The sequence below is a fragment of the Kitasatospora sp. NPDC057512 genome (assembly GCF_042802135.1).
GTDB lineage: Bacteria > Actinomycetota > Actinomycetes > Streptomycetales > Streptomycetaceae > Kitasatospora.
This window is the reverse complement of the sequence record NZ_JBHVET010000575.1, coordinates 1-5,779: the sequence shown is the minus strand read 5'-3', so window position 1 is coordinate 5,779 and position 5,779 is coordinate 1. Positions and strand designations below refer to the sequence as shown.

The following is a 5,779-nucleotide window of genomic DNA, read 5'->3' as shown; positions in this document are numbered from 1 at the left end:
GTGAGCGCACTCTCGATGATCTCGGCGGTGTCAGCCATGGTGGGAGCGTACGCGACGGCGATGATCATGCATGGCCGCGGTGTAGACGTCGGCCGTGCCGCTCGCCGCGGTGTCTCCGTACGCGCGGGCGACCGCGGGTTCTGCTTTGTCGGCTCAGCAGCCGCCGGCCACCGCCGGGATGATCGAGACGCTGGCGCCGTCCTTGATCTCGGTCGCCAGGCCCTCGGCGAAGCGCACGTCGTCGTCGTTCACGTAGACGTTCACGAAGCGGCGCAGCTTGCCGGTGTCGTCCAGGATGCGGGCCGCGATGCCCGCGTGGTTCTTCTCCAGGTCGGCGACGACCTCGGCCAGGGTGGCGCCCTCGGCGGTCACCTCGGCGGCGCCGCCGGTGTAGGTGCGCAGGATGGTGGGAATGCGGACGTTGGCGCTCATGACTCTCCTTGCGGGGGCGGGGCCTATCGGGTGGTTCAGGCGGACACGAGGCCGGCGGCGCGGAACGCGTCCAGCGTCGGGCGGATGACGGCGGTCATCCCGGCGTCGGAGACGGCGTCCAGGGTCTTCAGGCCGTCGCCGGTGTTGATCGCGACGGTCTCCTTGGCCGGGTCCAGCTGCCCGGTCTCGACCAGCTTCTTCAGCACGCCGACGGTCACCCCGCCCGCGGTCTCGGCGAAGATCCCCTCGGTCCGCGCCAGCAGCCGGATCGCCGCCACGACCTCGGCGTCCGTGACGTCCTCCACCGCGCCACCGGTGCGGCGGGCGATGTCCAGCACGTACGGGCCGTCGGCCGGGTTGCCGATCGCCAGCGACTTGGCGATGGTGTCCGGCTTCACCGGCTTGATCACGTCCCGGCCGGCCTTGAACGCGGCCGACACCGGCGAGCAGCCCTCCGCCTGGGCGCCGAAGACCTTGTACGGCCGGTCCTCGACCAGGCCGAGCCTGACCAGCTCCTGGAGCCCCTTGTCGATCTTCGTCAGCTGCGAGCCCGAGGCGATCGGGATCACGATCTGCTCCGGCAGCCGCCAGCCGAGCTGCTCGCAGATCTCGTACGCCAGCGTCTTGGAGCCCTCGCCGTAGTACGGCCGCAGGTTCACGTTGACGAAGCCCCAGCCCTCGCCGGCCGGGTCGCCGATCAGCTCCGAGCAGAAGCGGTTCACGTCGTCGTAGTTGCCCTCGATGCCGACCAGCTCGCCGCCGTACACCCCGGCCATGACGACCTTGCCCTGCTCCAGGTCGTGCGGGATGAACACGCAGGACCGGAACCCGGCCCGGGCCGCCGCCGCGCCCACCGCGCCGGCCAGGTTGCCGGTGGAGGAGCAGGAGAGCGTGGTGTAGCCGAACGCCCGGGCCGCCTCGATCGCGCACGCGACCACCCGGTCCTTGAACGAGTGCGTCGGGTTCCCGGAGTCGTCCTTGATGTGCAGTTGGGCGGTGAAACCGAGCTCCCGGCCCAGATTGTCCGCCTTCACCAGCGGGGTCCACCCCGGGTTCAGGTTGGGCTTGGACGCCACGTCGGCCGGCACCGGCAGCAGCGGCGCGTACCGCCAGATGGACGCCGGACCGGCCTCGATCCGCTTGCGCAGCTCCTCGGCGCCCTCGCTGCCGAACTCGTAGGCGATCTCCAGCGGGCCGAAGCACTCCAGGCACGCGAAGCTGGGGCCGAGCGGGAAGCGGGTGCCGCACTCGCGACAGGACAGCGCGGCGGCCGGGCCGAGGTCGACGGTTGGGGGTCCCCCCGGCCGAAGGCTGGGGGAGGGTGCGGCAGTGTCGATAGCCATGATGGCGAGGCCTCTCTCCTCATCTTCCCCGTGGCGCGGTCGCGGCACGGGACGGAATTGGCACCTGTCCCGCCGGGGCCTGTCGACAGACAGCCGCGCGAGAAGGTTGCCGGGACGTCAACGGGCCGTTCCCTCAGTCCCTCTGGATGAGCTTGTGAAATTGTGGTGGTGCTCAACGGAGACCCCGGCGTGCAAAGGTCCGACCGCTGTACGAAGACTGTATCCGAAGGCGTCAAACCCGAACGGGACCGTCCGCCAAGCGAGATGACCCGTCCCACCGACCTCGCCGAGGAGATCTCCGTGCCCGCCGAACCGACTCCCGCGCTCCTCCCGCAGGCGGCGTCCTGGCTTCGCCGCCGCTCCTGGAGCGCGGCCGACCGGCCGGTCCGCACCCTGCTCGCCGCCAAGGAGCGCACCGGCCGCACGGTCAGCGTGGTCCTCCCCGCCCTGGACGAGGAGGCCACCGTCGGCGACATCGTCCGCACCATCCGCCGCGAGCTGATGGAACGCCTCCCGCTCGTCGACGAACTCGTCGTCGTCGACTCCGGCTCCACCGACGCCACCGCCGCCGTCGCCGCCGAGGCCGGCGCCCGGGTCGAGCACCGCGACGCCGTCCTGCCCCGGCTGCCCGCCGTCCCCGGCAAGGGCGAGGTGCTCTGGCGCTCGCTGCTGGTCACCCACGGCGACATCGTCTGCTTCGTCGACGCCGACCTGCGCGAGTTCGACCCGGCCTTCGTCTCCGGCATCGTCGGCCCGCTGCTCACCGACGAGTCCATCCAGCTGGTCAAGGCCATGTACGACCGCCCGCTGGAGTCGGAGGGCGCCGTCCTGCCGGCCGGCGGCGGCCGGGTCACCGAACTCGTCGCCCGCCCCCTGCTCAACCTCCACTGGCCGGAACTCGCCGGTTTCGTCCAGCCCCTGGGCGGCGAGTACGCGGCCCGCCGGTCACTGCTCGAACGGCTGCCCTTCCCCACCGGGTACGGCGTCGAACTCGGCCTGCTGGTCGACGCCCTGGAGCTGGCCGGCCTGGACGCCCTCGCCCAGGTGGACGTCGGCGTCCGGCACCACCGCCACCAGGACGGCCAGGCCCTCGGCCGGATGGCCGCCACCATCTACCGGACCGCCCTGGAACGCCTCGACCGCACCCACCGCCTCAAGGCCTCCGCCGACCTCGTCCACCCCCACCTCACCCAGTTCACCCGCGACCCGGAAACCCGCGCCTTCACCGCCCACACCCACCCGGTGACCGCCCTCGAACGCCCCCCGATCCACACCCTCCCCGAGTACGCGGCCCGCCACTAGGGGTCGTCTTCGACAGGCCCTGGCCCTGTCTTCGACGGGCCGCACGGGTTTGCCGCCCCGACCCCACGGCAACATGCCAACCATGGGCGATCTCACGACCAACCGTTCGAGCGTGACCGGCACCGCCCCCGTCCTGGTGGCCTCCAACCGGGGACCGGTGTCCTTCAGCACCGCCGACGACGGCACACTGACCCTGCGCCGCGGCGGCGGCGGCCTGGTCTCCGGCCTCTCCGCCATCGACGACCCGAACGCCGTCTGGGTCTGCGCCGCCCTCGACGACTCCGACCGCAGGGCCGCCGCCGAGGCGCCCCACGGCCGCCTCGACCTGGCCGGACACGAGGTCGGCGGCCAGGCCGTACGGATGCTGGACATCGACCCGCGGACCTTCGCCCGCGCCTACAACGGCGTCGCCAACTCCACCCTCTGGTTCGTCCACCACCTGCTCTACGCGACCCCCACCGCGCCCTCCTTCGACGCCGACTTCCGCACCGAGTGGGCCGCCTACCGGGCCTACAACGAGGCCTTCGCCGAAGCCCTCGCCGCCGAGGCCGCCCCGAACGCCGCGGTCCTCGTCCAGGACTACCACCTCTCCCTGGTCCCGGCCCTGCTCCGCGAAGCCCGCCCCGACCTGCGGATCGGCCACTTCTCGCACACCCCCTGGGCCCCGCCCGAGTACTACCGGCTGCTGCCCGACGACGTCGCCCGGGCCGTCCTCACCGGCATCCTCGGCGCCGACCGGGCCGGCTTCCTGACCCACCGCTGGGCCCGCGCCTTCGCCGCCTGCTGCGAGGACCTCCTCGGCGCGACCGTCGACCACGACGCGCTCACCGTCACCGTCGACGGCCGCACCACCCGCCTCGGCGTCCACGCCCTCGGCGCCGACGCCGACTTCCTGCGCGAGCGCGCCCACCGCCCCGACGTCGACGAACGCCTCGCCGCCCTCCGCCGGGCCGTCGGCGACCGCCGCACCATCGTCCGGGTCGACCGCACCGAGCTGAGCAAGAACATCGTCCGCGGCCTCCAGGCCTACCGGCACCTGCTCCGCACCCGCCCCGAGTGGCACGACCGGGTGGTGCACATCGCCTTCGCCTACCCGTCCCGCACCGATCTCGCCGAGTACCGCGCCTACACGGCCGCCGTCCGGCAGCTCGCCGAGGAGATCGACACCGAGTTCGCCACCCCCGGCTGGCAGCCCGTGATCCTCCACGTCGACGACGACTTCCCGCGCTCCCTCGCCGCCTACCGCCTGGCCGACGTCGCCCTGGTCAACCCCATCCGCGACGGCATGAACCTGGTCGCCAAGGAGGTCCCGGTGGTCTCCGACCACGGCTGCGCCCTGGTCCTCTCCCGCGAGGCCGGCGCCCACGCCGAACTCAAGGACGACGCCCTCACCGTCAACCCCTACGACGTCGTCGCCACCGCCGACGCCCTCCACGCCGGCCTCACCATGAGCCCGGAGGAGCGCGCCGACCGCACCAAGCGCCTGGCGGCGGCGGCCACCGCGCTCCCCCCGCAGCAGTGGTTCCTGGACCAGCTCAACGCGCTGTGAGCGCCTCCGCCAAGGCCCCCAGCAGCTCCACCACGCCCTCCGGCCCGGCGACCACCAGGTCCGCCCGGTCGGCCAGCTCCCGCACCGGCGCGTCCCCCACCGCGCCGGCGCAGACCAGCACCCCGGCCACGCCCTCGCCGCGCAGCTGCTCCACCGCGGCGAAGGCCGCCACGTCCCCCAGGTCGTCCCCCGCGTAGAGCACCGACCGCGCCCCCCGCTCGCGCAGGAACCCGGTCAGCGCCGCCCCCTTGTCCACCCCCGGCGGCCGCAGCTCCAGCACCAGCCGCCCGGGCTCCACCACCAGCCCGTACTCGGCCGCCAGCTCCCCCACCGGCGCCCGCAGCAGCTCCAACGCCTCCTCCGGCACCGCCGTCCGCCGGGTGTGCACGGCCACCGAGCGCCCCTTGTCCTCCACCCACGTCCCCTCGGGCGCCCCCACCCGCTCCAGCACCCCCGGCAGCACCGCCCGCACCCGCGCCACCCCCGGATGCGCCTCCGGCGCCGAAAGCTCCCCGCCCTCCCACCGCTCGGCCCCGTAGTGCCCCAGCACCACCACCCCCGGCAGCCCCGCGAACCCCCCGTACTCCACCGCCACCCCGGCCGGCCGCCCCGTCACCACCACCACGCCCCCGACCACCGGAGCCAGCCGCCGCAACACCCCCACCACTCCCGGATGCGCCCGCGCCCGCCCCGGATCCGCCACGATCGGCGCCAGCGTCCCGTCGAAGTCCAACCCGATCACGGCGTCCCCGGGCGCCGCCAGCACGGCCCGCATCCCGTCCCGCCCGGCCCCGGTCCCCGGCACGAACATCTCTTCAAAGCCCATACCGAAGCCCTACCCCGGAGCACCCCGCTCCGCACTCACCCCCTCCCACCCCGACGCCCCTCACCCCGCACCCCGGCCACCTCCCCCACCCCCACCCACCCACCCCCACCCACCCGGCCCCTCCCTCCGGCGAGAGGGACGCGCTGCGGGAGGGGGTGGCGCAGGGGGTGGCCGCGGAGAGGGGCGTGACGGGTGATTTTCAGACTGCCAACGCCCCCCAGCACCCCACCCACAGCACCGGCAGTCTGAAAATCATCCAGCCCCCGGAGCGGCCCCCCCCCGGGCCGGCCCCCCCCCCCCCCCCCCCCCCCCCCCCCGCGCCCCCCC

Annotated in this window: 5 protein-coding genes and 1 riboswitch; of the genes, 2 read left to right on the top strand and 3 right to left on the bottom strand. The window is 73.9% G+C overall.

Annotated elements, in window-relative coordinates; all coding sequences use genetic code 11:
• Positions 1 to 153: 153 nt before the first annotated feature.
• Both ACFU6K_RS29400 and thrC read right to left on the bottom strand, forming a co-directional pair.
• Positions 154 to 432, bottom strand: a complete 279-nt coding sequence (locus ACFU6K_RS29400) for a MoaD/ThiS family protein (protein ID WP_380668073.1) — start codon at positions 430 to 432, stop codon at positions 154 to 156.
• Between the two features lie 35 nt (positions 433 to 467).
• Positions 468 to 1,775, bottom strand: a complete 1,308-nt coding sequence (thrC, locus tag ACFU6K_RS29395) for a threonine synthase (RefSeq protein WP_380668072.1) — start codon at positions 1,773 to 1,775, stop codon at positions 468 to 470.
• Between the two features lie 16 nt (positions 1,776 to 1,791).
• Positions 1,792 to 1,928: riboswitch (SAM riboswitch) on the bottom strand.
• A 111-nt stretch (positions 1,929 to 2,039) separates the two neighbouring features.
• Between thrC and ACFU6K_RS29390 the strand changes: the two genes are divergently transcribed.
• A complete protein-coding gene (locus ACFU6K_RS29390) occupies positions 2,040 to 3,077 on the top strand; it encodes a glucosyl-3-phosphoglycerate synthase (RefSeq protein WP_380668071.1) in 1,038 nt (345 codons plus the stop codon).
• A gap of 82 nt (positions 3,078 to 3,159) precedes the next feature.
• Positions 3,160 to 4,626: a trehalose-6-phosphate synthase gene (locus ACFU6K_RS29385; protein ID WP_380668070.1), complete on the top strand. Its 1,467-nt coding sequence runs from the start codon at positions 3,160 to 3,162 to the stop codon at positions 4,624 to 4,626.
• Here the strand turns inward: ACFU6K_RS29385 and otsB are convergent.
• Positions 4,613 to 5,452, bottom strand: coding sequence for a trehalose-phosphatase (otsB, locus tag ACFU6K_RS29380; RefSeq protein WP_380668068.1), 840 nt, complete (start codon positions 5,450 to 5,452; stop codon positions 4,613 to 4,615). The two genes, ACFU6K_RS29385 and otsB, sit on opposite strands and share 14 nt — an antisense overlap.
• Between the last annotated feature and the right edge of the window lie 327 nt (positions 5,453 to 5,779).